This is a genomic window from Cellulomonas iranensis NBRC 101100 = JCM 18110, assembly GCF_001552375.1.
In the GTDB taxonomy this organism is placed as follows: domain Bacteria; phylum Actinomycetota; class Actinomycetes; order Actinomycetales; family Cellulomonadaceae; genus Cellulomonas; species Cellulomonas iranensis.
The window spans coordinates 1-24,511 of record NZ_BCRB01000033.1; the positions used below are offsets into that span (position 1 = coordinate 1).

General features: G+C 74.5%; 14 protein-coding genes. 3 read left to right on the forward strand and 11 right to left on the reverse strand.

Going from position 1 to position 24,511, the window contains the following annotated elements; translation table 11 throughout:
• Positions 1 to 417: 417 nt before the first annotated feature.
• From glgB to CS2_RS08940, 3 genes are all read right to left on the reverse strand, one after another.
• A complete protein-coding gene (glgB, locus tag CS2_RS08930) occupies positions 418 to 2,619 on the reverse strand; it encodes a 1,4-alpha-glucan branching protein GlgB (protein WP_070319703.1) in 2,202 nt (733 codons plus the stop codon).
• A gap of 78 nt (positions 2,620 to 2,697) precedes the next feature.
• A complete protein-coding gene (locus CS2_RS08935; RefSeq protein WP_070319704.1) occupies positions 2,698 to 3,540 on the reverse strand; it encodes a LacI family DNA-binding transcriptional regulator in 843 nt (280 codons plus the stop codon).
• 52 nt (positions 3,541 to 3,592) lie between these two features.
• A complete protein-coding gene (locus CS2_RS08940; RefSeq protein ID WP_070319705.1) occupies positions 3,593 to 6,148 on the reverse strand; it encodes a glycoside hydrolase family 2 protein in 2,556 nt (851 codons plus the stop codon).
• A 173-nt stretch (positions 6,149 to 6,321) separates the two neighbouring features.
• Between CS2_RS08940 and CS2_RS08945 the strand changes: the two genes are divergently transcribed.
• The gene (locus CS2_RS08945; protein ID WP_233421127.1) at positions 6,322 to 8,502 is read left to right on the forward strand and encodes an alpha-galactosidase; all 2,181 of its coding nucleotides are present in this window, start codon (positions 6,322 to 6,324) and stop codon (positions 8,500 to 8,502) included.
• Positions 8,503 to 8,579: 77 nt separating this feature from the next.
• On the opposite strand, the gene CS2_RS08950 is transcribed toward CS2_RS08945, so the two are convergent.
• Genes CS2_RS08950 through CS2_RS08960 form a run of 3 tightly spaced genes read right to left on the reverse strand, consistent with a single transcriptional unit; the run spans position 8,580 to position 11,697 of the window.
• Complete coding sequence (locus CS2_RS08950) at positions 8,580 to 9,404, reverse strand: carbohydrate ABC transporter permease (RefSeq protein WP_070319706.1); 825 nt, start codon at positions 9,402 to 9,404, stop codon at positions 8,580 to 8,582.
• A complete protein-coding gene (locus CS2_RS08955; RefSeq protein WP_046527816.1) occupies positions 9,401 to 10,357 on the reverse strand; it encodes a carbohydrate ABC transporter permease in 957 nt (318 codons plus the stop codon). Before CS2_RS08955 ends, CS2_RS08950 begins: the two co-directional genes overlap by 4 nt.
• 17 nt (positions 10,358 to 10,374) lie before the next feature.
• The gene (locus CS2_RS08960) at positions 10,375 to 11,697 is read right to left on the reverse strand and encodes an ABC transporter substrate-binding protein (RefSeq protein WP_070319707.1); all 1,323 of its coding nucleotides are present in this window, start codon (positions 11,695 to 11,697) and stop codon (positions 10,375 to 10,377) included.
• 345 nt (positions 11,698 to 12,042) lie between these two features.
• Between CS2_RS08960 and CS2_RS08965 the strand changes: the two genes are divergently transcribed.
• Positions 12,043 to 13,149, forward strand: coding sequence for an ROK family protein (locus tag CS2_RS08965; RefSeq protein WP_233421128.1), 1,107 nt, complete (start codon positions 12,043 to 12,045; stop codon positions 13,147 to 13,149).
• A gap of 25 nt (positions 13,150 to 13,174) precedes the next feature.
• On the opposite strand, the gene CS2_RS08970 is transcribed toward CS2_RS08965, so the two are convergent.
• From CS2_RS08970 to CS2_RS08980, 3 genes are read right to left on the reverse strand one after another with little or no spacing between them, the layout of a single operon-like run.
• The gene (locus tag CS2_RS08970) at positions 13,175 to 14,461 is read right to left on the reverse strand and encodes a maltokinase N-terminal cap-like domain-containing protein (protein WP_082740011.1); all 1,287 of its coding nucleotides are present in this window, start codon (positions 14,459 to 14,461) and stop codon (positions 13,175 to 13,177) included.
• Positions 14,458 to 16,431: a maltose alpha-D-glucosyltransferase gene (gene treS, locus CS2_RS08975; RefSeq protein ID WP_233421129.1), complete on the reverse strand. Its 1,974-nt coding sequence runs from the start codon at positions 16,429 to 16,431 to the stop codon at positions 14,458 to 14,460. Before treS ends, CS2_RS08970 begins: the two co-directional genes overlap by 4 nt.
• Positions 16,428 to 18,446 (reverse strand): alpha-1,4-glucan--maltose-1-phosphate maltosyltransferase, encoded by a 2,019-nt coding sequence (locus tag CS2_RS08980; protein ID WP_070319724.1) that lies wholly within the window; start codon positions 18,444 to 18,446, stop codon positions 16,428 to 16,430. The genes treS and CS2_RS08980 overlap by 4 nt, the downstream gene beginning before the upstream one ends.
• Positions 18,447 to 19,687: 1,241 nt before the next feature.
• Here CS2_RS08980 and CS2_RS08985 point away from each other — a divergent pair.
• On the forward strand, positions 19,688 to 20,470 hold the full coding sequence (locus tag CS2_RS08985; RefSeq protein WP_134851159.1) for a putative endonuclease domain-containing protein: 783 nt from the start codon (positions 19,688 to 19,690) through the stop codon (positions 20,468 to 20,470).
• Between the two features lie 87 nt (positions 20,471 to 20,557).
• Here CS2_RS08985 and CS2_RS08990 read toward each other — a convergent pair whose 3' ends face one another.
• Positions 20,558 to 22,213, reverse strand: coding sequence for an FAD-binding dehydrogenase (locus CS2_RS08990; RefSeq protein WP_070319709.1), 1,656 nt, complete (start codon positions 22,211 to 22,213; stop codon positions 20,558 to 20,560).
• Between the two features lie 33 nt (positions 22,214 to 22,246).
• On the reverse strand, positions 22,247 to 24,445 hold the full coding sequence (glgX, locus tag CS2_RS08995) for a glycogen debranching protein GlgX (protein WP_070319710.1): 2,199 nt from the start codon (positions 24,443 to 24,445) through the stop codon (positions 22,247 to 22,249).
• Positions 24,446 to 24,511: the final 66 nt, after the last annotated feature.

Below are 24,511 nucleotides of genomic sequence, written 5' to 3' on the forward strand. Positions count from 1 at the left end.
TCATTCAACGAAAGGCTCACCCCTCACAGGGGTGGGCCTTTCGTCGTCTCCGGGCCCGCTGACGGCGCGCGAGCGGGCACCGAGCGCGTGCGACCGCCCGTGGCACACGGGCTGAACGGGCGCGGACTGCGGTCCCCGCACGGCAGGAATGTCGCCGGCAGGATCTGTACGCGGAGCGTCGGCCGCCGGGCTCGTACGGCGGAGTGGCCTCGGCCCGGCCCGGCCCGTGGAGTGTCCACCGCCCGGCCCGTCCGGCGGAGCGTCGACGGCAGGGCTCGTGTGGCGGAGTGTCCACGGCAGGGCTCGCGCGCCAGAGCGTCGACGGCAGGGTTCCCCTACGGCGCAGGTCAGACGGCAGAGGGCCGCACTCCGAGCGGAGTGCGGCCCTCTGCCGTGCGGACTGGTGCGGCCGATCCGTCAGGCGTCGTCGGCGGGCGCGTCGTCGGCGACGAGGACGATCGCCCCCAAGGGCGGCACGCGCACCTCGGCGGACCACGCGCGTGCGTAGTGGGTCACGGGCTCGGCCTGCACCGCGCCGAGGTTGCCGACGCCCGAGCCGCCGTAGATCTCCGCGTCCGAGTTGAAGGCCTCACGCCACCGACCGCCCTGCGGCAACGGCACGCGCCAGCCCTCGTGGGGGACGCCCGCGAAGTTCACGACGACGACGGCCGGCGGCGTGCCCACCCCCTTGCGCACGTACGCCAGCAGGTTGAGGTCCGCCTCGTCGGACGCGAGCCACTCGAAGCCGTCGGGCGTCTCGTCGAGCTGCCAGAGGGCCGGGGTCGCACGGTAGAGCGCGTTGAGGTCGGTGAGGCACCTCTGGACGCCGCGGTGCGACGCGTCGTCGAGCGCGAACCAGTCGAGCGACCGCGACTCGGCCCACTCGCCCTGCTGCGCGAACTCCTGCCCCATGAACAGCAGCTGCTTGCCCGGGTGCGTCCACTGGTACGCCAGGAGAGCGCGAACCCCCGCGAGCTTCTGCCAGTGGTCGCCCGGCATGCGGCCGTACAGCGAGCCCTTGCCGTGGACGACCTCGTCGTGGCTGATGGGCAGGACGAAGTGCTCCGAGTACGCGTACACCATCGAGAACGTGATCTCGTGGTGGTGGTAGCGCCGGTTGATCGGTGACTCCTGCAGGTAGCGCAGGGTGTCGTTCATCCACCCCATGTTCCACTTCAGGCCGAAGCCGAGACCGTTCGCGCTCGTCGGCGCGGTGACCCCGGGCCAGGCGGTGGACTCCTCGGCGATCATCATGATGCCGGGCGCGCGCCGGTACGCGGTCGCGTTCGCCTCCTGCAGGAACGAGATCGCCTCGAGGTTCTCGCGGCCGCCGTACACGTTCGGGCGCCACTGCCCGGGCTGACGCGAGTAGTCCAGGTAGAGCATCGACGCGACGGCGTCGACGCGGAGCGCGTCGACGTGGAACTCCTCGAGCCAGTACGTCGCGTTGGCCACGAGGAAGTTGCGCACCTCGGAGCGCCCGAAGTTGAACACGTACGTGCCCCAGTCCGGCTGCTCGCCGAGCAGCGGGTCCGGGTGCTCGTACAGGGCCGTGCCGTCGAACTGGGCGAGCGCCCACTCGTCCTTCGGGAAGTGCGCGGGCACCCAGTCCAGGATCACGCCGATGCCGGCGCGGTGCAGGCAGTCGACGAGGTAGCGGAAGTCGTCGGGGTGACCGAAGCGCGACGTCGGGGCGTAGTACGACGACACCTGGTAGCCCCAGGAGCCGCCGAACGGGTGCTCGGCCACGGGCAGCAGCTCGACGTGCGTGAAGCCCGTCTCGAGGACGTACTCGGTGAGCTGGTGCGCCAGGTCGCGGTACGACAGACCCTGCCGCCACGAGCCGAGGTGGACCTCGTACACGCTCAACGGGCCCGTGTGCGGGTCCCGCTCCGCCCGTGCCGTCATCCACGCGTCGTCCGACCACGTGAAGCGCGACTCGACGACGACCGAGGCCGTCGCGGGGGGAACCTCGGTGCCCTTCGCGAGCGGGTCCGCCTTCTGGCGCCACGACCCGTCGGCCCCGAGGATCTCGTACTTGTACCGGGCGCCCGCCTCGACGCCGGGCACGAACAGCTCCCAGATGCCGCTGTCGCCGAGCGAGCGCATCGCGTGCGTCGCGCCCTGCCAGTGGTTGAAGTCGCCGACCACGCGCACCGCGCGGGCGTTGGGCGCCCACACGGCGAACGACGTGCCGCGCACCTCGCCGAGCTGGCCCGGGTACGTGTGCACGTTGGCGCCCAGCACCTGCCAGAGCTGCTCGTGCCGGCCCTCGCGGACCAGGTGCCGGTCGAGCTCCTGCACGGTCGGCAGGAACCGGTACGGGTCGTCCACCGTCGTGGTGTGCCCGCCGTACGTGACCTCGAGGCGGTAGTCCGGCACGACCGTGCCCGGCAGCAGCGCGACCCACACCCCGTCGCTCTCGTGCTGCGCGTCGACGCTCCCCGTCGCGGTGGTCACGACCACCCGGTCGGCGAGCGGACGCAGCGTGCGGACCGTGACGGCGCCGTCGCCGACGTGCGGGCCGAGCACCGCGTGAGGGTCGTAGAACGTCCCGGCCGCGACGGCACGGAGCGTGTCGTGGTCGACGGGCACGGGGGACGGTGCGGCCGCAGTCATGTGCCTACCCAACCACCCCCGGGGCATCGGCGCAGGTGGTCGCCGCACACCGTCGTGCCCTGGGCGCGACCGGCGCGGTCAGCGCGTGCGGCGGGCCGTGCTGCCGCGCGCGACGAGGCGGGGGAGCGGCGCCGACGACGTGGTCGGGCGACCCGACGCCAAGAGGTTGAGCACGGCGTCGGCGACCTGGACGCCCATCGCGTGGACGTCGAGGCTCATCGCCGTGAGGGGCGGGTGCGCGAGCCGGCACAGCGCCGAGTCGTCCCACGCCAGCAACGACACGTCGCCGGGGACGGACAGCCCGAGCTCGTGCGCGACGCCGAGCCCCGCGACCGCCATCACGTCGTTGTCGAACACCAGCGCGGACGGCGGGTCGTTGCGGCCCAGCAGCGTGCGGGCCGCGCGGGTGCCCGACGCCTCGGCGTAGTCGCCCTCGACGACCACGCCGCGCGCGCCGCGTGCCGCGCACTCGGACAGGAACGCGTCGGTCCGCGACCGTGTGTGCGCGAGGTCGGCGGGCCCGGAGATGCGCCCGATGGTCGCGTGGCCGAGGTCGACGAGGTACCCCACCGCGTCCCGCATCGCCTGCGCGTTGTCGATCCACACGTGCGCGACCCCGTCGAGCGTGCGCTCCGGCCCGCCGACCACGACCGTGGGGATGCCGAGCGTGCGCAGCACGTCGAGCCGCGGGTCGTCCACGACGAGGTTGACGAGCACGACCGCGTCGACGAGCCGGCCCTGGCCCCACCGGCGGTACGCGGCGATCTCGGCGTCGTGGTCCGGGACCACGTGCAGCAGCAGCGACCGGTCGTCGGACGACAGGGTCTCCTCGATGCCGCCGATGAGCTCCATGAAGAACGGCTCGAGCCCCAGCATGCGCGCCGGGCGGGCCAGCACCAGTCCGATCGCGTCAGCGCCCACGGCCGTCAGCGTAGCCGCCACGTCGTGACCGTCCCCGGCGGCGGGCCGGGCGTCACGCGGTGGGCGTGGCCGTCGCGCGCCGTGCCGCGACGAGGTCGTTCGCGCTGCGCAGCACGGGCCGCGCGACGAGCACGTCGGCGTCCAGCGGGACCGGGGTGCGCACCCGGAACGTCGCGCTCGCGCCCGCGGGCAGCGTCACGAGCGCCTCGTCCACGCTCGCCGCCGGGTCGAGCCGGTCGACCAGCAGCGTGAGGTCGCGGACCAGCGACCGCGCCGCGACCTGCACCTCGTAGCCGTCCTGCACGGGGTGGACACGAGCGTCGACGGCGTCGGGGTCGAGCGCGAGGTCGACGTCCTCGAGCCACGTGCGGACCGCGCGGCACCGGTCGAGCGTCACGACGAGCACCTCCTGCGCGGGGTCGTCCGGCGTCCGCAGGTCCGTGCGCACGGGGAACGTGCCCACGGACCAGGCGCCGACCGTCAGCGGACGCTCGGCCCGAGCGAGCACGCGGCCGTCGAGGGTCTGGCGCTCGAGCACGGCCGTGCCCTTCCACAGCACGGGCGTGTCGTTGACGACGACGAGCGCGTCCAACCCGTCGCGCGGCTGCACCGTGACGAGCCGGTCCGCGAACGCCGCGCGCATCGCCCACCACAGCGGCTTGGGGCGCCCGTCGCCGTCGACCGCGGCCCACGACGTCACGGGCCAGCAGTCGTTGAGCTGCCAGACGATCGCGCCCGCGGTCGTCGGCCACCAGGACCGGTAGTGCTCGATCGCGAACCGCACCGCGCGCGCCTGGTTGAGCTGGGCCGCCCACAGCCAGTCCGCGAGGTCGTCGGGGACGCCCAGGTGCGGCGCCATGCCGCGGTCGAGCTTGCCGTTGCCGTCCTCCGCCTTCTGGTGCAGCAGGAAGGTCGGGTGGTCCTTGCCGGCGACGGTGCCGTCCGCAGCGCGCACCGCACGGGTGAGGGTCGCCCACGTGGGCGGGCCCTGGAAGCCGAACTCGGAGCAGAAGCGTGGGACCTCGTCGCGGTAGGCGGTGTAGTCGACGCGGTTCCAGACCTCCCACTGGTGGTGCGAGCCGTGGTCGGGGTCGTTGGGGTGCACGTCGTGCAGGTCGTACCCCGGCGAGGCGGGGCTGTTCTCGACGTACGGGCGCGTGGGGTCGAGCTCGGCGACCACGGCCGGGAACAGCTCGGTGGCGTACCGCAGGCCCCACGTGCGCCCCTCGAGCTCGTCGGGCCACCCCCAGTCGCGGAAGCCCCACAGGTTCTCGTTGCCGCCGTTCCACACGACGAGCGAGGGGTGCGGCGTGAGGCGCGCGACGTGCTCGCGGGCCTCGGCCTCGAGCTCCTCCAGCAGCGGCGACTCCTCGGGGTACGCCGCGCACGCCAGCAGGAAGTCCTGCCACACGAGCAGACCGCGCTCGTCGCACAGGTCGTAGAAGTCCTCGGACTCGTAGATCCCGCCGCCCCACACGCGCACGAGGTTGAGGTGCGCGCCGAGGGCCTGGTCGAGCCGCCGCGCGAGACGGTCGCGCGTGATCCGGGTGAGCAGGTGGTCGTCGGGGATCCAGTTGGCGCCGCGGACGAACACCGCGCGGCCGTTGACCCGCAGCGTGAAGGCCGCGCCGACGTCGTCGGGCGAGGTGTCGAGCTCGACCGTGCGGAAGCCGATGCGGCGGCTCCACGCACCCAGGCGCGCGCCGGTCGCGCGCGGGCCCGCCGGGGCGGCCGCGTCCGCGGCGTGCAGCTCAAGCTCGAGCGCGTGCAGCGGCTGGGCGCCGTGGCCGACGGGCCACCACAGCGGCGCGTGCGGCACCTCGAGGTGCGCGGTCGCCGCGGTCGCGCCCGCGTCGACCGTCACCACGGACTCGGCGCCCGCGACGCGCGCCGTGACCACGAGCGGCACGTCGCCGCCGGGCAGCCCCGACCGCTCGACGTCGACGACCACGTCGACGACACCGGTCCCGTCGGGCCGCACGGTGACCAGCGGGCGCACGGACGCGAGCCGCGCGACGCGCCAGCGCTCGATCCGCACGGGCCGCCACAGGCCCGCGGTCTGCAGGTCCGGGCCCCAGTCCCAGCCGAACGAGCAGGCCATCTTGCGGACCATGTTGAACGGCTGGGGGTACGCGAGCGGGCGGGGCCCCAGGCGGCGCGCCTCGGCCTCGGCGTGCGCGAGCGCGGACCCGAGCTCGACGCTCAGCGTGCGGACGTCGTGGTGCAGGTGCGCGCGCAGGTCGACGCGGTAGGTGCGGTGCTGGTTGGCGGTGCGTGCGAGCACGTCGTCGTCGAGACGCACCGTGGCGACCGTGTCGACGCCCTCGAGGACCAGGTCGACGCGCTCGCCGGCGAGCGCGGGGGCGATGCGCACGGGCCGCGCGTAGGTCCACGTGGCGTGCCGCATCCACGCGAGGCGCGTCTCGTTGTCGTCGACGTAGGGGTCGGGGACGAGGCCCGCGTCGAGCAGCGTCGTGTGGCTCGTGCCGGGGACGTGCGCGGGGACGCCGTCGTGCAGCGCGCGGAGCAGCGGCTCCGGCAGGTCGTCGGGGAGCGTCGCGGGGTCGGCGGTGAGCGTCCAGCCGTCGTCGAGGAGGTGGTGGTCCATGTGCGTGCGCGCTCCCGGAGGTCCTGTGCCCCCGGCGGGCGCGCGTCGTCGCGCGCCCGCGGGCCGTCCGACCCGAGGAGCCACCCACATTGTTAGGCTGCTGAACTTAGTCCGTCAACGCTTCGCCGAGTTCCTCCTAGGCTGGTGCGCACGAATCCACCCGGAGGTGAGCGGTGCCCCTGCGTCCCGACGACGTGACGTCCCCCACGACCCTGGACACGGCCGACGTGCTGCACCTGCGCGCGGCGGGCGTGAGCCTCGTCCTCGACCTCGCGGCAGGGCTGCCGCGCGTGCTGCACTGGGGCGCCGACCTCGGCGACCTGCCCGGGGCCGCGCTCGCCGCTCTGCGGCTCGCGGCCCGCTCGGCGCCGGCCGCGTCGTCGGTCGACGGCGAGGTCGTGCCGTCCGTGCTCCCCGAGCAGTCGACCGGCTGGCTGGGCGTGCCCGGCCTCACGGGGTCGCGCGGCGGCCGCGGCTGGTCGAGCGCGTTCGCGCTCGAGCGCGCGACGCACGCGCGCACCGCCGGCGGCGGCGACCTCGTCACGGTGACGGCCGCCGACCCGGCGGCGGGGCTGGGGCTCGAGCTCGTGCTCGAGCTCACGCCGCAGGGCGTCGTGCGCCAGCGCGCGACCGTCACCAACACCGCCGACGGCACGTACGACCTCGAGGGCGTCCTGCTGACGCTGCCCGTGCCGCTGCGCGCCACGACCCTGCTCGACATGGGCGGGCACTGGGCGCGCGAGCGGCACCCCATCCGCACGCCGTTCACGCACGGCACCCGCCTGCGCGAGAACCGGCGCGGGCGCACGGGCTTCGACGCGCCGTACGTGCTGGTCGCCGGGACCGACGAGCTCGGGCACCGGCGCGGCGAGGTGTGGGGCGTGCACGTCGCGTGGTCCGGCAACCACCGCAGCCTCGCGCAGCGCGCGCACGACCACCCGGGCCTGCTCGGCGGCGGCGAGCTGCTCCTGCCCGGCGAGGTCCGCCTCGGCACCGGCGAGTCGTACACGAGCCCGTGGCTGTACGCGTCCTACGGCGCCGCGGGCCTCGACGAGCTCGCGGGCCGCTTCCACGCGTGGCTCCGGGCGCGGCCCCAGCACCCCCGCACGCCGCGGCCCGTCACGCTCAACACGTGGGAGGCCGTGTACTTCGACCACGACCTCGCGCGGCTCACCGAGCTCGCCGACGCGGCCGCCGCCGTCGGCGCCGAGCGCTACGTGCTCGACGACGGCTGGTTCGGCGACCGCCGCGACGACTCGCGCGGCCTGGGGGACTGGTACGTGTCCGACGAGGTGTGGCCCGACGGCCTCGGTCCGCTCGTCTCGCACGTCACGGGCCTGGGCATGCAGTTCGGCCTGTGGGTCGAGCCGGAGATGGTCAACCCGGACTCCGACCTCGCCCGGGCGCACCCCGACTGGATGCTGCGCCTGCCCGACCGGCTCCCGCGCCCCGCGCGGCACCAGCAGGTCCTCGACCTCGGGCGTCCCGAGGCGTTCGCGCACATCCTCGAGCGCCTGGACGCGCTGCTCACCGAGTACGACATCGCCTACCTCAAGTGGGACCACAACCGCGACCTGCTCGACGCGGGGCACGGCGCCGACGGCGTGCCCGGCGTGCATGGGCAGACGCTCGCCGTGTACCGGCTGATCGACGAGCTCAAGGCGCGGCACCCGCGGGTCGAGATCGAGTCCTGCTCGTCGGGCGGCGCGCGCGTCGACCTCGAGATCCTCGAGCGCACCGACCGCGTGTGGGCCTCGGACTGCATCGACGCCCTCGAGCGCCGCACGATCCAGCCGTGGACCAACCTGCTGATCCCGCTCGAGCTCATCGGTGCGCACATCGGCTCCGGCACCGCGCACTCCACGGGACGGCGCGCGGGCCTGGGGTTCCGGGCCGGGACGGCGCTGTTCGGGCACCTCGGCATCGAGTGGGACCTGCGGGAGGCCGACGACGCCGAGCGCGCCGAGCTCGCGGCGTGGGTCGCGCTCTACAAGGACGTGCGCGAGCTGCTGCACACCGGGGTGAGCGTGCACGCCGACCCCGTCGACCCCGCGTACGCCGTGCACGGCGTGGTCGCGCAGGACGGCTCCGACGCGCTGTTCGCGATCGCGACCGTGGCGTCCTCGGCGCAGGCGCCCGCCGCGCTCGTGACGCTGCCCGGGCTCGACCCGGACGCGACGTACCACGTGCGCCCGCAGGCGCCCGCCGACGTCGTCGGGCCGTGGCAGCACGTGCCGTGGTGGAAGCCCGAGGGGCTGCGCACGACGGGACGCGTGCTCGGGCAGGTCGGCGTCCGGCCGCCGCACCTGCAGCCCGAGCGGCTCGTGCTGCTGCGGGCCACGCGCGTCGACTGACGACGGCCGCGGGCGGTGCGGAGGGCGGCGGGGTCACCCCGCCGCCCTCCGTCGTCCTGCCCTGCGTCGTCAGCCGGTCACTTGGTCGCGCCCGACGTGAAGCCGTTGTAGACGTACCGTTGCAGCAGCAGGAACAGCACGAGGATCGGCACGATCGTGATGACCACGCCCGCCGAGATCACCTCCCACTGCGAGCCGAACGGGCCCTTGAACGCGAACAGCGCGGTCGAGATGGGCCGCAGGTCGGGGTCGGGCAGGTAGAGGAACGGCAGGAAGAACTCGTTGTAGATGCCGATGCCCTTGATGATGACGACCGTCGCGATCGCGGGCTTGAGGTTCGGCAGGATGATCCGGAAGAAGATCCGCAGGTGCCCCGCGCCGTCGAGCGTCGCGGCCTCGTCGAGCGACCGGGGGATCGCGCGCACGAACTGCAGGAAGATGTAGATCGAGACGATGTCCGTGCCCGTGAACAGCAGGATCAGCGCCCAGCGCGAGTTGTAGAGCCCGAGGCCGTTGACGATCTGGAACGTCGCGACCTGGGTCGTGACGCCGGGCACGAGCGTCGCCAGCAGGAACAGGCCGAGCACCGCCGAGCGCCCGCGGAACCGGAAGCGGTCGAGCGCGTACGCGGTCGCCGCGCCGACGAGGATCGTGCCGGTGATCGCGGCGACGAAGACGACGACCGTGTTGGCGAACCCCCGCAGCATCCCGCCCCGCGTGAACGCGGTCGCGTAGTTCGCGACGTTGCCCCAGCTCTCGGGCGGCGTGAACGGGTTCGTGGCGAGGAACTCCTGACCGGTCTTGAACGAGCCGAACAGGATGAGCACGAGCGGCAGCAGCGTGACGACGGACGCGACGACGAGGGACAGGTACTTGCCGGTGGCGGTGAGGGCGCGGGTCACGTGAGGTCCACCTCCTGCTCGGGCACGACGCGACGCTGGACCCACGTCACCAGCAGCACGACGACCAGCAGCACGACCGCCATCGCCGACGCGAGGCCGACCATGTTCCGGTTGAACGCCATCCAGATCGTGCGGATCACGAAGGTCTCGGTGCCGTTGCCGCCGTTCGTCATGACGTACGGGATCTCGAAGACCGACAGCGCGCCCGAGATCGCGAGGATGAACGACAGGCCGACGATCGGTCGGATCGACGGCAGGATGATGTGCCGGAACTCGTGCCAGCGGTTGGCGCCGTCGATCTCCGCGGCCTCGTAGACGTCGCTGCTGATGGACTGGATCGCACCGAGGAACATCACGAAGTTCAGCCCCGTGTAGCGCCACACGGACACCGCGGCGAGCGTCACGTTGGCCACCGCCGGGTCGCCCGTCCACTGCCGCACCAGCGCGTCGAGGCCAGCCGCCAGCAGCACGGTGTCGAGGCCGCCCCCGGGCTTGAGGAAGTTGAGGAAGATCAGGCCGATCGCGACGCCGTTGATGAGGTAGGGGAAGAACAGGATCCCCTTCCACAGGTTCTTGAGCCGCACGCGGAACGACAGGACGGTCGCGAAGTACAGCGCGAGCGCCATCTGCACGAACGACGCGAGGAAGTAGTACAGCGAGACGTAGAAGACGCGGACGTTGTCGGGGTCGGTGAAGATCTCGACGTAGTTGTCGAGCCCCACGAGCTCCTTCGTGCGCGCGAGGCCGTCCCAGTCCGTCACCGAGTACCAGAACATGTTCGCGACGGGCAGGTACGTCAGCAGGAGCAGCAGCCCGACGGGGACGAGGAGGAACAGGTACGGCACCGCGCGGCGACGCCGGCGCGCGCCGCGACCCGCGCCCGAGGGGGCGGGGCGGGTCGCGGGCGCGGGGGCGTCCACCGGGCCGGGGGCGCCCGTCGTGGTGGTCGTCATGGTGCGGCGACCGCGCGTCAGGCGTCCACGTCGGCGCGGCCCTCGGCCCACGCGGCGTTGAGGTCGTCGAAGACCTGCTGCTTGGTGCGGGCGCCGGAGCGGGCGTCGTCGATGATCTTCTGGCGGTACTTCGGGTCCGTCGTGACGATGCCCGACGCCGTGTCGATGTCGGCGAACAGCGACTCCTTGCCCTGCGGCGCGGGGTTCATCTCGACGAGCTCGACCTGGTCGACGAAGTCGGCGAGCGCGGCGGGCGTGGCGCCGTCGATCAGCGGCGAGAGGCCGACCTGCGACTCGGAGTAGCCGGACTCGTGGTGGAACCAGTCGATCCACGCGCGCGCGGTCACCTTGTTCTTCGAGGCGACGTTGATGCCGAGGTTGTAGTCGCCGCCGGCGGTGGCGTGGAACGTGCCGTCGGCCTGGGCGGGGAACGGCATGTAGCCGATGTCGTCGGCCGAGCCGCCGGCGTCGACGGCGGCCTGCTGCATCTGCGGGATCGCCCAGGACCCCAGCAGCATCACGCCGATCTTGCCCGTGCCGAGCAGCTGCTTGGACTGCTCCCAGTTGGTCGTCGTCGGGTCGGCCTCGGTGAGTCCCTGCGCGACGACGTCGTACAGCAGGCCGTCGATGACCTCGTGGTCGCGGCCGTCCGCCCACGGGTCGTCCCACGTGACCATCTGGTTGACGTAGTCGGGGTCGCCCGAGACGCCGCCGCGGTAGTACTCCCACGCGGTGAGCGGCCAGCCGTCCTTGTAGTTGGTGTAGAGCGGGTCGATCCCGGGGTCGGCCGCCTTGAGCGCGGCGAGGTCCTCGAGGAACTCGTCGGGCGTCGTGGGGAAGTCCGTGAGGCCCGCGGCCTTCCAGACCTTGGTGTTGTAGACGAGCCCCTGGACGTTGCCGACGACCGGGATGCCGTAGCTCGTGCCCTCGAACGACTTGTCGGCGAGCCAGCGGTACTCCTGGGCGAGCTCCGCCTGCTCGCCGAGCGGCTCGAAGAAGTCGCCGAGCTGGTCGGGCGTGACCGAGCCGGGGATCGCGAGGACGTCGCCGTAGTTGTCGGTGCTCATGCGCGTCTTCACCTCGCCCTCGTAGTCGGTGATGCCCTCGACCTTGACGTCGGTGACCGCGGGGTACGTGGTCTTGAACCGCTCGACGTAGTCGTCGAACGTGCCGTCCTCGACGAGGTCGGTCCGCCACGTGAGCACCGTGAGGGAGCCGCCGGGCTCGCCGGTCGTGTTCTCCTCGCCCTCGGCCCCGCCCGAGCAGGCGGTCGTGAGGGCGAGCAGGGCGACGGCCGTCGACGCGACGGCGAGCCGCCCGCGTCGCTGGTGAAGGAACATCGTCGATCCTCTCGTCGGCGCCGGGACCTCGGTGTCCCGGCTGGGGCGGTGACGGCCCCGGGCCGTGCGCCGTGTAGATTCTTAGGCCACTGAACAAAGTAAGTCAACGGCGTGTCGTGACCCGGTTCGTCCCGTGTCGCGGTCGTTAGGCTCGACGGGTCGCCACCCGGCGGCCGCCAACCCGACGGGAGCCCACGTGAACGCAGGCACGCCGGTGCGCGGCGCCGCGCACACGAGCAGCCGCAGCGCGATCCTCGACGTCATCCGCGCCGCCGGGACCATCAGCCGCGTCGAGCTCACGCACGCCACGCCACCGGCCTCACCGCCGCGACCGTCTCGACCGTCGTGCGCCGGCTGCTCGACGAGGGACTGGTCGTCGAGGCCGGCCGCGCCGAGTCCACCGGCGGCAAGCCCCGCATGCTGCTGCAGCTCGACCCCGCCGCGCGCTACGCCGTCGGCGTGCACCTCGACCACGCGGGCATCACGTACGTCGTCGCCAACCTCGGCGGTCAGGTCGTCGCGCGGTGGCGCCGCCCCGGCACCGGTGCCGACGACCCCCGCGTCGTCGTCGACCGGATCGCCGCCGAGATCGCCGCCAACGTGGCCCGCATCGGCGTCGACAGGCGCCTGCTGCTCGGCGTCGGCGTCGTGTCGCCCGGCCCGCTCGCGACCTCGACCGGCATGACCATCGCGCCGCCGGTCATGCAGCACTGGTCGGACTTCCCGCTCGCGGCGGTCATCGAGGACGCCGTCGGGCTGCCCGTGCTGCTCGACAACGACGCGACGGCCGCCGCGCTGGGGGAGTACTGGTCCGGCGGCGTGCCCACCGGCGCGGTCTGCGCCGCGTTGTACATGGGCACCGGCATCGGCTCCGGGATCATCGTCGACGGCGCCGTCTACCGCGGGCGCTCGTCCAACGCCGGCGAGGTCGGGCACGTCTGCCTCGACGTCGACGGCCCACCCTGCTGGTGCGGCGGGCGCGGGTGCCTCGAGGCCCTCGCGGGCCCGTCCGCCGTCGTCGCGCGCGCGCTCGACGCGGGCATCGTGCTGCCCGGCCGCAGCGTGTCGGAGGACTTCGCGGCGCTCGCCCGGGCCGCCGCCCGCGGCGAGGACCAGCCGGTGCGCCTGCTCGCCGATTCCGCGCGCTACGTCGCCGCGGCCACCCGGTCCCTCGCGAACGTCCTCGACCTCGACCTCGTCGTCCTCACCGGGTCGTCGTTCGCGCACGCCGGGTCGCTCTACCTGCCCGTCGTCCAGGAACGCCTCGACGCGGGGTTCTTCGCGCGCGCCACGCACGGCGTGCGCGTCACGATCTCGTCGCACGCCGCCGAGGCCGCCGCCGTCGGCGGCGCCGCGCTCGTGCTGCAGGCCGAGCTCGCACCCCGGCAGGCCGGCATGCGGATCGTGGCCGACGCGCTCACCGAGGTGCCCGCCGGGTCCGGCGTCGCCTGAGCCGCGACCCGTCGCGGCTGTGTCGTCAGCCGAGCAGACGGTCCAGGCCCGCCTGCGGGATCGGCACCCACGTCGGCCGGTTCCGCGCCTCGTAGACCACCTCGTAGAGGGTCTTGTCGAGCTCGAGCGCGCGCAGCAGCAGCGCGCTCGCGGGCTCCGCACCCACGCCGTAGCCGTCGAGCAGCGCGTCGCGCGCGTCCCGCGTCCACGCCTCGGCGGGCGCACCCACCAGCCCGCCGACCGCCGCCGCGTAGTCGAACGACCGCAGCACGCCCGCGACGTCCCGCAGCGCCAGGTCCGGGCGCGTCCGCGCGGCCAGCGGCGCCAACGGCTCGCCCTCGAAGTCGATGACGAACCAGCGACCCGTCGACCGCAGCACCTGCCCCAGGTGCAGGTCGCCGTGCACGCGCTGCCGGGCCGGCGTCGTCGGCAGCGCGGCGACCTCGTCCGCCACCGCGCGCACCGCGGGCGTGCGCTCCGCGAGCGACGGCACCGCGGCCGTCGCCCACGCGAGCCGGTCCAGCAGCGCGCGCGCGAGCACCGCACCCCCGTCCGGCGCCTCCTGCCGGTCGAACGCCCGCACGAGCGCGTCGTGCATGCCCGCGACCGTCGCACCCAGCTCGCGCGCGAGGTCCCCGAACGCGCGCCCGTCGCGCGCGTGGTCGCACGCCAGCTCGAACCCGTCCTGCGCGCCCGGCACGAACGCGCTCAGCACGCCCAGGTACCCGACGGCCTCGCTGCCGTCCGGCGCCTGCCACCGCGCCCGCGTCCACGCGAGCGGCGCGGGCACGCCGTCCCAGGCCGCCTCGACCAGCCGGCGTGGCACGTCGATGTCGGGGTTCTCGCCCCCCGCGAGCGTCCGCAGCACCTTGAGGATCCCGCGCGGGACGCCGTCCGGACCCGGCAGCACGACCGACGTGTTCGACTGCTCGCCCGTCACCACCCGGGCGGCCGTCACGTCGACGTCGGCCCCGGGCCCGTCCGCGTGCGCGAGCCACGCCGCCAGGAACCGCGCGTCGCCCGCCGCGTCGAGCACCGTGCGGCCACCCGCCGTGCCCAGCACCGCGCCAGGGTCGGCCCCGCCCGCGTCGGCGAGCAGCAGCACCGGCACCTGCAGCACGACGTCCACCGCCCCCGCCCGCGCGTGCACCAGCAGCACGCGCACGTCGTCGCCCAGGTGCACGGCACCGACCGGGGTCAGGCGCGCGTCGACACCCTTCGCCGGGTACCAGCGACGCTCCGGCAACCACGCGCGCAGCAGCTCGACGACCTCGTGGTCGACGTCGTCGGGCGGCAGCGCGTCGAGGATCACGGGGCGGTCAGCTCCAGCCAGTAGAAGTCGCGGGACCCGAGCGTGAACGTCAGCGTGCCGTCGTCCCGCACCGGCGGGAAGTGCGCGCCGCCGAACACGTCGCGCAGGTGCCACCCCACGTGACCGGGCAGGCGCACGGTCGTCGCGCGGGCGGTCGCCGCGAGGTTCGCCACCACCAGCACCGTCTCGTCGTCGGTGCGCCGCAGGAACGTCAGCACCGCGTCGTTGTCGTTCGGCACCACCTCGAACGAGCCCAGCCCGAGCGCCCGGTGCTGACGTCGCACCGCGAGCATGCCGTGCACCCAGTGCAGCAGCGACGTCGGCTGCGCGAGCTGCGACTCCACGTTGACGTTGCCGTAGTGGTAGACGAGCGACTGCACCAGCGGCAGGTACAGCTTGCCGGGGTCGGCGGTCGAGAAGCCCGCGTTGCGGTCCGGCGTCCACTGCATCGGCGTGCGCACCGCGTCACGGTCCGGCAGCCAGATGTTGTCGCCCATGCCGATCTCGTCGCCGTAGTACAGGCACGGGCTGCCCGGCAGGCTCAGCAGCAGCGCGTGCGCGAGCTCGATCTCCTTGCGCGAGTTGTCCAGCAGCGGCGCCAGCCGGCGGCGGATCCCGACGTTCGCGCGCATGCGCGAGTCCGGCGCGTACCAGCCGTACATCGACGCGCGCTCCTCCGTCGACACCATCTCGAGCGTCAGCTCGTCGTGGTTGCGCAGGAACGTGCTCCACTGGCCGCTCGACGACGGGATCGCCGGCGTGTCCGCCAGGATGTCGACGATCTGCGTCGCGCGCTGGTCGCGCAGCGCGTAGTAGATGCGCGGCATCACCGGGAAGTGGAAGCACATGTGGCACTCCGGCGCCTCCTCGGTGCCGAAGTAGTGCACGACGTCCTCGGGCCACTGGTTCGCCTCCGCCAGCATGATGCGACCGGGGAACTCCTCGTCGATCATGCGCCGCAGGTCGGCCAGGAACTGGTGCGTCTCCGGCAGGTTCTCGCAGTTCGTGCCCTCGGCCTCGAACAGGTACGGCACCGCGTCCAGCCGGAACCCGTCCACGCCCAGGTGCAGCCAGAACCGTGCGACGTCGAACATCGCGTCCACGACGCGCGGGTTCTCGAAGTTGAGGTCCGGCTGGTGGCTGAAGAACCGGTGCCAGAAGTACTGCCGGCGCACGGGGTCGAAGGTCCAGTTCGACGTCTCGGTGTCGACGAAGATGATGCGCGCGTCCTGGTAGCGCGTGTTGTCGTCGCTCCACACGTAGAAGTCGCCGTACGGCCCGTCCGGGTCCGAGCGCGACGCCTGGAACCACGGGTGCTGGTCGCTCGTGTGGTTCATCACCAGGTCGACCACGATCCGCATGCCGCGCCGGTGGCACTCGGTCACCAGCAGGCGGAAGTCGTCGAGCGTGCCGTACTGCGGTGCGACCGCCGTGTAGTCCGACACGTCGTAACCGCCGTCGCGCATGGGCGACGGGTAGAACGGCGGCAGCCACAGGCAGTCGACACCCAGCCACTGCAGGTAGTCCAGCCGCTGCACCAGGCCCTGCAGGTCGCCGCTGCCGTGCCCGCTCGAGTCCGAGAACGTGCGCAGCATGACCTCGTAGAACACGGCCGTGCGGTACCACTCCGGGTCGTCGTCGCGGCCGTCCGTCGGCGGGGGAGCGGGGACCGGCGGCTGACGGCGCGCAGGCAGGCCGCCCAGCGCGATCGCCGCGGTCGTCGGCGCCGGCTCGCGGTGCCGCCCGTAGGTCGCCGGACCCGCGGCCCCCGGGGGCGGGGGCGTCGGCACGGGCGCCGGCGCACCGGGCACCGCGTCCGGCGACGGCTGCGATCCCGGGGGCGGCGTGCCCGGCGGGACCGCGGCCGCACCGCCCGGGTGCGCCGCGGGCGTGCCCAGCACGGGCGTGCGCGGCGTGCGCGGGTCACCCGCGCCGGCGACGTCGTCGGGCGGCGGCGTGGACGGGCTCATCGCGCCTCACCCGGGTGCTCGAGGTAGGCGACGTGCGCGACCCGCACCTGCGGGTCGAGCCGCACGTACACCTCCTCGGACCACGCGTACGTCTCCTGCGACAGCACGTCGCGCGCCACCGCGGGACGGTCGGCGGGCAGGCCGAACGCACCCAGGTCGAGACGCACGACGCCCTCGCGGACGCCGAACGGGTCGATGTTGACGATCGTCACCACGGTGTCGGGCCGCCCCGTCGGCGACTCGTGCGCCTCCAGGTGCCGCGAGAACGCGACGAGCGCGTCGTCGGACGTCGGGTGCACGCGCACGTTGCGCAGCTGCTGCAGCGCCGGGTGCGCACGACGGATCTCGTTGAGCCGCCCGATGAGCAGCGCGATGCCCAGGTGCTCGGCGCGCGCCCAGTCGCGAGGACGGAACTCGTACTTCTCGTTGTCGATCTGCTCCTCGACGCCCGGGCGCGGCACGTCCTCGACCAGCTCGTAGCCGGAGTACACGCCCCACGTCGGCGACCCGGTCGCCGCGAGCACGGCCCGCACCGCCCACGCCGCGGCCCCGCCGTGCTGCAGGTACGGCGGCAGGATGTCGTGCGTCGTCGGCCAGAAGCTCGGGCGCATCCACGCGCCCTCCTCGCCGCCGACCCGCGCGAGGTACTCCTCGAGCTCGGCCTTCGTGTTGCGCCACGTGAAGTAGGTGTACGACTGGTGGAAGCCGACCTTCGCGAGCGTCAGCATCATCGCCGGGCGCGTGAACGCCTCCGACAGGAAGATCACCTCGGGGTGGTCCGCCGCGACGTCCGCGAGCAGGCGCTGCCAGAACGACAGCGGCTTGGTGTGCGGGTTGTCGACGCGGAACGCCGTGACGCCGTGGTCGATCCACACCTGCAGCACGCGGCGGATCTCCGCGTAGATGCCCTCGGGGTCGTTGTCGAAGTTCAGGGGGTAGATGTCCTGGTACTTCTTCGGCGGGTTCTCGGCGTACGCGATCGTGCCGTCGGCGCGCGTCGTGAACCACTCGGGGTGCTCGCGGACCCACGGGTGGTCGGGCGACGCCTGGAGCGCGACGTCCAGCGCGACCTCCATGCCCAGGGACCGTGCCCGTGCGACGAACGCGTCGAAGTCGTCGAACGTGCCCAGCGTCGGCTCGATCGCGTCGTGGCCGCCGTCCTGCGAGCCGATCGCGTACGGCGAGCCCGGGTCGCCCGGCATCGCCGTGAGCGCGTTGTTGCGGCCCTTGCGGTGCGCGTGACCGATCGGGTGGATCGGCGTCAGGTAGACGACGTCGAAGCCCATCGCGGCGATGCGCGGCAGCTGGTTCGCCGCCGTGCGCAGCGTGCCCGACGTCCACGTCTGCGTCGCCTCGTCGTACGTCGCGCCGTGCGAGCGCGGGAACATCTCGTACCACGCGCCCGTCAGCGCGAGACGGCGGTGCACCACGAGCGGGTACGCCCGCGACGCCGTCACGAGGTCGCGCAGCGGGGTGCGGTCCAGCGCCTCCCGGACGGCGGGTGCGAGCCCCGCTGCCAGGCGCTCCGACGGCGGGCGGGAGGTGTCGCGCAGCGCGTCGACGGCCGCCAGCAGCGTGCGCGCGTCGTGCGAGGCCATCGCGTCGTCGCCCGCGCGGCGTGCGGCGCGCTCCAGCACGAGCGTGCCCTCGGTGAGCATGAGCTCGACGTCGACGCCCGCCTCGACCTTGATCGCGGCGTCGTGCGCCCACGTCCCGTACGGGTCCGACCAGCCCTCGACGCGGAACGACCACTCGCCCTCGGCGTCCGGCACGAGGCGTGCCTCGTAACGGTCGAGCCCGGGCGCCACGTCGACCATGCGACGCCACGAGTGCACCGACCCGTCGGGACGCAGCAGCACCGCCGTCGCACCGAGCGCGTCGTGGCCCTCGCGGATCACGGTCGCGCGCACGGGCACCGGCTCGCCGACGACGGCCTTGGCCGGGAACCGGCCCTCCTCGGCGACCGGGGACACGTCGACCACCGGGATGCGCCCGACCGGCAGCGGGCCCGTCACGGGCGCCGCGGGGGAGGCGGCCGTGGGGGCCGGCGGCGCGGGGGCCGCCGGGGGCGGTCCGACCGGCGGGGCGGACGCCCGTGCGGTCGACACCGCCTCGGGGGCCGATGCCCCGGGGGCGGGCGCCGAGGCGGAGGTCGTGGCGGCGGCCGTGTCCGCCGCCGTCGGGCTCGCGGGCTCCGGCGTGCGGGTCGGGTCGGAGGGTCGCCCGGGCGCGGGCACCGGGGCGACGGCACGTGGCCGGTCCGCGGACGTGGCCGGTGACGTGCGACGTGGGCGGCGGGGTGTCGTCACGGTCCCGAACCTATCCGGGGATCCGGGGTCGCGGCATCCGCTGGGCACCCACGGCGCGCCGCCCGCGGCCCGGGCGGCCCGCCCGCTCCGGCAGCCACCTGGTCACCCGTCCACCCCCCACCGCGCGACACGACCGATCCCGCCCCGCTGAACCCGGCACCCCACCTGGCCCCCACCCGGCGAGCGCGAGGTTCTGCCGGTTCTCGGACGCCATGACCGGTCGAACACCGCGTTCGCTGCCGACCGAGGCCTGGTGACGGTGCGGCGCAGCCCCGCAGGTGGTGCCGTGGCCGCGGGCGTCGGTCGCCGTCGAGCGCGGGAGGGCGCCGGTCACGGGCGCCGAGGAGCGGCGGGACTCCGCACTCGACCGGTGAGCGGCGACCGCTACCGTGTCGAGCCGACCACAGGACCGTGTGACCTCGGGGCCAGCGCCGCGTCGGCGTCGGGGCAGGACGCCGTCCGTGTCGGGCTGGTGCGCTGGCGGGATGCGACGTCCGGCGCCTCTGCCCCCTCCCCTGCTCCGTCTCGCCCTCCTGCAGGAGGGGCTCGTGTCGACGGCTCAGTGCGACGCGGCCGGCGTCGGCCGGCACCGCCGCGCTGCGCTGCGGGGCGACGGTTCGCTGGTCCCCGTCGTGCGGGGCGTCCACGACGCCGCCGGCGCGCTCGTGCGGCGCTACGGACCGCGCGTGCTCGCCGACCCGCCGGACGTGCACGCCGGGGCGACCGGATCCGCGGCCGTGAGCCCTGCGCCGGCGGGACCTGTGCCCGTGCGACCCGCAGCCGAGGGCGTGACGGTGGCACGGTCGCCCCTGCCGCAGCCGACGCCGCGACAGGGGTGGTCGCCACGGGCGCCGCAGGCGCAGATGCGCGTGCAGGCGGCGGCCACACCTCCGAGGACTGCGGGCCCCGCAGGCGCACCAGGTGGTGCGGTGCGCGGCGGTCCGGTCGTGCCCGGGGAACCGGACCGCGTCGACCGGGGGCACGACCACCGCCGGCGCAGGGCCGCGTGGACGGCGCTGCTCGCGCTCGGGCCGGAGCGCGCGGTGGCGGTCGGCGCCTGCGCGCTCGCGCTGCACGGCGTCGAGGGGCTGCCGCGGACGATCCGGCCCGAGGCGGCGCTTCCCGTCGTCGGCGGGCGCGACCACCGGGGTGACGCGCGGGTGCGGCGCTTCCGGACGGGTGACGTCGTGGTCGTGCGGGGTGCGCGTGCCGTGCGACCGGAGCTTGCGCTCGCGCAGGCCGTGTGCGAGCTGTCACGCGAGCACGCCGTGGGCGTGCTCGACTCGGCCGTCCGCCGCGGCCTCGTGGCACCCGACCTCGCGTGCGTCCGGGCGCTCGCGCGCGGTCGACGCGGGGCCGCGCGTCTCGCGAGGTGGTGGGAGCTCGTCGACGGGCGCGCGGACTCGCCGCTCGAGACGCGCGCACGGCTGCAGTGCGTCGACGCGGGCCTCGCCCCCGACGAGCTGCAGGTGCCGGTGCGCGACGCCGACGGTCGTGTCGTGGCGCGCGGCGACCTGGGTTGGTGGACGCCAGAGGGGCGTCTCGTCGTCGTCGAGATCGACGGCGCGGGACCGCACGCGACACCGGCGGCCCTCTACCGGGACCGCGAGCGGCAGAACGCGATCGTCGCGACCGGTGCGCTGCTCCTGCGCTTCACGGCCGACGACGTCGCCGCAGGGCGCGTCGCGCGCACGCTGGCCCGCCACCTCTCGCGTCCGGCGACCCCGTGAACGCGGACTCGTGCCGGTTCTACGGCTTGAGGACCGGCAGAACCGCGCGTTCGGCGACGAGGACGGGGGAGGAGGAGAGGACCGGGGTCAGAGGGCCGCGACCAGGGCGCGGCCCGTCGTGCGGCCCGTGAACAGGCAGCCGCCCAGGAACGTGCCCTCGAGCGCGCGGTGGCCGTGCACGCCGCCGCCGCCGAACCCGGCGGCCTCGCCGACCGCCCACAGGCCCGGCAGGACCTCGCCGTCGGGGCGCAGCACGCGGCCCTCGAGGTCGGTCGCGAGGCCGCCGAGGGTCTTGCGGGTCAGCACCGACAGCCGCACCGCGTACAGCGGGCCGTGCGCGGGGTCCGTGAGGCGGTGCGGCGGTGCGACGCGGATCGCCTTGTCGACCACGAACCGCCGCGCCATCGCCGTGGCCGTGACCTGCAGGTCCTTGCCGAGCCCCGTGACGACCTGCGCGTCCCGCAGCGCGATCGTGCGCGCGAGCGCGTCGGGGTCGATCCGTGACGTGCCCGTCAGGGCGTTCATCCCGGCGGCCAGCTCGGCCGGCGTCGTCGCGGCGACGAACTCCGGCGACCGCTGCGCGAACGTCTCGACCGGGCCGACCGCACCCGGCCTGACCCGCTCGAGCAGCAGCGCGAGGTCGCGCCCCGTGAGGTCCGGGTTCTGCTCCGAGCCCGAGAGCGCGAACTCCTTGCCGAGGATCGTCCGGTCGAGCACGAACCACGAGTGGTCGTCGCCGCGGGACGTGACGTGCGTAAGCGCGCCGAGCGAGTCGAACCCCGGGAAGAGCGGAGCCGGCAGCCGGTTGCCGTCCGCGTCGAGCCACAGCGAGCTCGGACCCGGCAGGATCCGGATGCCGTGCGCCGACCACACCGGCGAGTGGTTCGTGACGCCCTCCGGGTAGTGCCACATGCGGCCCTCGTGCGCGACGTGCGCGCCCGCGGCGCGCGCGGCCTCGATGCCCGACCCGTCGACGTGGTCCGGCACGCCCGACAGCATGCGTGCGGGCAGCCGACCGGCCGCCGCGGGCCACGTCGCGCGCACCAGGTCGTGGTTGGCGCCGATCCCGCCCGTCGCGACGACGACCGCGGCGGCCTCGACCTCGAACGGCCGGACGACCGTGCGCGACGACGGCGCACCGCGCTCCGCCGCGTCGGGTGCCAGCACGTCGCCCCGCACGCCCGTGACGCGGCCGTCGGTCGTCGTCAGCCCCGTCACGCGGTGGCGGAAGCGCACCTCGACGCGGCCGTCGCGGTGCGCGTCGAGCAGCACCCGCACGAACGGCTCGAGCACACCCGGCCCCGTGCCCCACGTGACGTGGAACCGCGGCACCGAGTTGCCGTGCCCGTCCGCGAGGTACCCGCCGCGCTCCGCCCACTGCACGAGCGGGAACCACCGCACCCCGAGGCGGTGCAGCCAGTCCCGCATGCCGCCCGCGGCGAAGTCCACGAACCCCTCGGCCCACGCGCGGCCCCACCGGTCAGCGCCGTCGTCGGCGAACGCCGCCGACCCCAGCCAGTCGGACAGCGCGAGCTCGGCGCTGTCGCGCACGCCGAGACGCCGCTGCTCGGGCGAGTCGACGAGGAACAGGCCCCCGAACGACCACCACGCCTGCCCGCCGAGGCTCGCCGGCGGCTCGGCGTCCAGCAGCAGCACGCGCCGGCCGGCGGTGACGAGCTCGGCGGTCGTGACCAGACCCGCGAGCCCGGCACCGACGACCACGACGTCGGGGGTGTGCGTCATGCGCGCACGCTACCGCCCCGCCGGCGCGCGACGTCAGGGGCGCACGTACACGCGCATGCTCAGCGGCTCGACCGTGGTGGTCGAGCCGCCCGGCAGGTGCAGCCCGCCCGAGATCGCGGCGGTCGAGACCTCCGACGGGTGCTCCCACACCGAGTCCCACGCGAGCGTCCACGGTGCGGGGTGCCCGTCGACGAGCGTCACCTCGACCGCGTCGAGCGCGCCGTTCACCACCAGCAGCACCTGGTCGTCGTCGGGCGGCGGTGCGACGCGCAGCATCTGGAACGTGCGGACCGACGCGTCGTGCCACCGGGCGTGGTCGAACGCGACGCCGTCGGCGCCGTACCACCCGAGGTCGGGCGGACCGCCCTCGACGCGCGGCCGTCCGGTGTAGAACGTCTCGGTGCGCAGCGCCGCGTGCTCGCGCCGCAGCAGCAGCAGGTGCCGCGCGGTCGCGAGCTGGTCGGCGCGCCACGGCGACAGGTCCCACCGCACCCACGAGAGCTCGTTGTCCTGGCAGTACGCGTTGTTGTTGCCGCGCTGCGTGCGGCCCGTCTCGTCGCCCGCCGTGACCATGGGCGTGCCGGCCGCGAGCACGAGCGTCGCGAAGAGGTTGCGGACCGACCGGCGCCGCAGGGGCGCGACGTCGACCGCGGGGGAGTCCTGCTGCACCGGGCCCTCGACGCCGTGGTTCCACGAGCGGTTGTCGTCCGACCCGTCGCGGTTCTGCTCGCCGTTCGCGGCGTTGTGCTTGTGGTCGTACGCGACGAGGTCGGCCATCGTGAACCCGTCGTGCGCCGTCACGTAGTTGACCGACGCGCGCGGCCCGCGCTGCAGCGGGGGCGTGCCCGAGCCGAACAGGTCGACCGACCCCGACAGCCGCGTCGCGAGGTCGCGCACGCGGTGACCCGGCAGCCCGTGCGCGGCGCGGCCGGGGTCGGCCAGCCAGAACGACCGCACGGCGTTGCGGAACCGGTCGTTCCACTCGGCGAACGGCGCCGGGAACTGGCCCGTGCGCCAGCCGCCGGGGCCCACGTCCCACGGCTCGGCGACGAGCTTGAGCCCGGCGAGCGACGGGTCGGTCGCGGCCGCGACGAGCGTCGCGTGGTCGGGCCGGAACCCCTCGGGGCTGCGGCCGAGCGTCACGGCGAGGTCGAAGCGGAAGCCGTCGACGCCCACGACGTCGGCCCAGTACCGCAGCGAGTCCAGCGTCATGCCGACGACGCCGTCGCGCCGGAAGTCGAGCGAGTTGCCGGTGCCGGTCACGTCCACGAGCGTCGCGGGGACCGCGCCGTCGTGGCTGTAGTAGTACGCGTTGTCGAGCCCGCGCCACGACAGGTGCTGGCCGGGCAGGCCGCCCTCGCACGTGTGGTTGTAGACGACGTCGAGCAGCACCTCGAGCCCGGCCTCGTGCAGCGCGTGCACGGTCGCGCGCACCTCGTCGAGCACGGCGGCGGGCCCGGCGGCGCGCGCGGCCGCCGTGGCGTACGCCGCGTGCGGCGCGAAGAACCCGAGCGTCGAGTAGCCCCAGTAGTTGGTCAGTCCCTTGGCGACCAGGTGCGGCTCGGACGTGAACGCGTGGACCGGCAGCAGCTCGAGCGCCGTGACGCCCAGGCCGAGCAGGTGGTCGACGACCGCGGGGTGCGCGAGGCCCGCGTACGTGCCGCGCAGCTCCTCGGGCACGTCGGGGTGCAGCCGCGTGAGCCCCTTGGTGTGCGCCTCGTAGACGACCGTGCGGGACCACGGCGTCCACGGGCGGTTCGCGGCCGGGTCGGGACCGGGCAGCGCGCGCGTGTCGACGACCACGCCGTGCGGGACGTGCCCGGCGGAGTCGCGATCGTCGGCCGGCCCGTACGGGTCGCCCGTCAGGTCGTCGCCCACGACGTGGCCGTACGTCTCGGGCCCGTACCCCAGCTCGCCGACCAGCCCGCGCGCGTACGGGTCCACCAGCAGCTTGGCCGGGTTGTACCGCAGGCCGTAGCCGGGCTCCCACGCGCCGTGCGCGCGGAACCCGTACCGCTGACCCGCGCGCACGCCGGGCACCGAGGCCGACCAGACGCCGAGCCGCGGGCCGGCCAGCGGCACGCGCCGCTCGGCGGGCGCGTCGAGCGGGCCGTCGAGCAGGCACAGCTCGACCGCGGTCGCGTGCGGCGCGAGCACGGCGACGTCGACGCCCGTCCCGGTGACGTGCACGCCGAGGCGGGGCGGACGGTGTCGCTCGGTCGTCTCGGCCACCACCCCATCGTGCCAGGACGCACGTCCGGGACGTGGCCGGCGTTGCCCACGTGGCGAACACCACCT